Genomic DNA, 2,462 nt, shown 5'->3' with positions numbered 1-2,462 from the left:
GTTTCAGCAATACGAGTTAACTCAGTTTGTAATGCGCCAACTTCTTTTTGCATGGCATCTCTGTCATCCTGACTATTTGAACCATTCGATGATTGCAGGGCTAATTCACGCATACGTTGTAAAATGTCACTTGAGGTTGACATAGCACCTTCTGCGGTTTGCGCCATTGAAATACCGTCGTTAGCGTTTCGTTGCGCGACACCTAAACCATTAATTTGTGAAGTTAAACGGTTTGCAATTTGCAAACCAGCCGCGTCATCTTTGGCGCTATTAATACGCATACCCGATGATAAACGTTCCATTGAGGTGGCCAAATCATTACTAGATTTAGTTAAGTTACGTTGTGCGTTTAATGATGAAGTATTGGTGATTACTGAAATAGCCATTTTTAAAACTCCTGATTACAATATGTAATACGTTAGTTAAACAATTTAATAAGTCAGGAACTTAAATTTAGTAATATTTAAATTTTAAAGCACCCGTTCTAAATACTTTAACGGCAGCCCTTAAAATAACTTTAAACTTTTTATGAATTTATTTAATAATTAATGTTTGAAGCCATTTTGGCGACTGAAATCGCCCATACAGAACACACGAGCTTGTAGGGGCGAATTTATTCGCCTGGGTATGACATTGAAAAATAATTTCTGCGTTTTAATGCTCGGTGTTTGGCGACTGAAGTCGCCCCTACAGAACAAACGAGCCTGTCGGGGCGAATTTATTCGCCTGTTTCATCTTGTAAAAACACTGAATCCCCAAACGGATAATTACCGACATGATCAACTAAACCTGCGCGTAATGGGTTCGCAACAATATAACGTGATACGGCTAATAAATTTTCTTCGGTTCTGATGGCGTGATCATGAAAACCGCGTTGCCATGAAAAACCTGCCCCTTTTTCATACCGATTAATCGCCCTTGAACTACGCCCTTTTAATGTTTGCATAACTTTTGATAAATTGTTATCTGACGTTAATTGAAATAACCAATGTAAATGGTCTGGCATAATTACCCAGGTAATAGAGCTTATCTCTTGTTTCGCTACTAATGTCGTCATTTCATTTATCAAAAGGCGAGCATATTGGAAGTTATGAAAAAAGGCCTAACGATTTTCTGTACATGCTGTTATATGGTAAATATGATGTTTGAATGATGATCTTCCTTTCATGAGGTTATTACATGACATAGTCAAAATCCTTTTGATGCAATGTATTTTTATTATAGTCGGATATGTGGATATAACTTCTAAAATGTTATTTGGCGACTGAAGTCGCCCCTACAAAAGCCCTCCACGCCACGCGAACTATGCGCCTTGTAGGGGCGAATTTATTCGCCTGAGCATAAATGGAATAAAACGGTATTGTGATATTAGCTATCTGGCGACTCAAGTCGCCCCTACAAAATTCCCTACACACCATACGAATTATGATCCTTGTAGGGGCGAATTTATTCGCCTGAGCATAAGCGGAATAATAGGGTATTTTGATATCAGCTATCGAGCGACTGAAGTCGCCCCTACAAAAAGCCCAACACGCCATGCGACTGATGCTCCCTTGTAGGGGCGAATTTATTCGCCTGTGCATAAGCGGAATAAGACGGTATTTTGATATCAGCTATTTGGCGACTGAAGTCGCCCCTACAAAAGTCCTGCACGCCATGCGAATTATGAACCCTTGTAGGGGCGAATTTATTCGCCCGAGCATAAACGGAATAAGAGGGTATTTTGATATCAGCTATCTGGCGACTGAAGTCGCCCCTACAACAGCGCTGCACGCCCTACAAAAAAACCTACGCATCACGAAAAAACAAATCATAAAAACAAAAAAACCGAACGTAAGTTCGGTTTTTATATTAAGCCTATTAATGCGGTTAATCTATTTGTTAACGGATGAAATTAACCACCGATTAAACTAATGGCCGCCTGCGGTATTTGATTCGCTTGCGCTAAAATTGAGGTACCCGCTTGTTGCAAGATTTGGTTCTTGGTCAAGTTTGCTGTTTCTACCGCAAAGTCAGTGTCTTGAATACGGCCACGTGACGCTGATACATTTTCTTGAATATTAGCTAAATTACTGATGGTATAGTCAAAACGGTTTTGCACCGCACCTAAATCAGCTCTTTGGTTATCAATTTGAGCCAATGCCGAATCGATAGTTGCCAGTGCACTTTGTGCACTGGCTGCACCTGTTGATATATCTAATGAAGATACTTTAGTTTGAGTAGAGCCTGTATCTCCTGAAATAGTTCCCGTCGTACCTGAAATTGAGAATGTGTCATTACTACTTAATTCTAATTTAGATGAAAAACTTGAAGTACCGGCTGAACTATCGGTTCCGCCTAATGCTGTATCTGCAGCAGTCGCCCCTGAAATATCAATGCCAGCAACACCGGTTGCTCTAATCGAAATAACACCGGCTGTACTCACTGATGTATCGTAACCCGCCTTACCCAAGTCTTCTGCT

The 2,462-nt window shown here is 40.3% G+C and carries 1 protein-coding gene and 2 pseudogenes; all 3 read right to left on the bottom strand.

Annotated elements, in window-relative coordinates; genetic code table 11:
* A pseudogene (locus H4J65_RS00155) lies at positions 1 to 386 on the bottom strand (flagellin); the annotation flags it as partial.
* 332 nt (positions 387 to 718) lie between these two features.
* Positions 719 to 1,087, bottom strand: a pseudogene (locus H4J65_RS00150) (REP-associated tyrosine transposase); the annotation flags it as partial.
* An 807-nt stretch (positions 1,088 to 1,894) separates the two neighbouring features.
* Positions 1,895 to 2,462 (bottom strand): flagellin (locus H4J65_RS00145; protein ID WP_259367449.1); only part of this gene is annotated, 568 nt, incomplete at its 5' end.

It is taken from the genome of Colwellia sp. MB02u-9, assembly GCF_014077085.1.
In the GTDB taxonomy this organism is placed as follows: Bacteria; Pseudomonadota; Gammaproteobacteria; order Enterobacterales; family Alteromonadaceae; genus Cognaticolwellia.
This window is presented reverse-complemented; position numbering and strand designations above follow the sequence as displayed.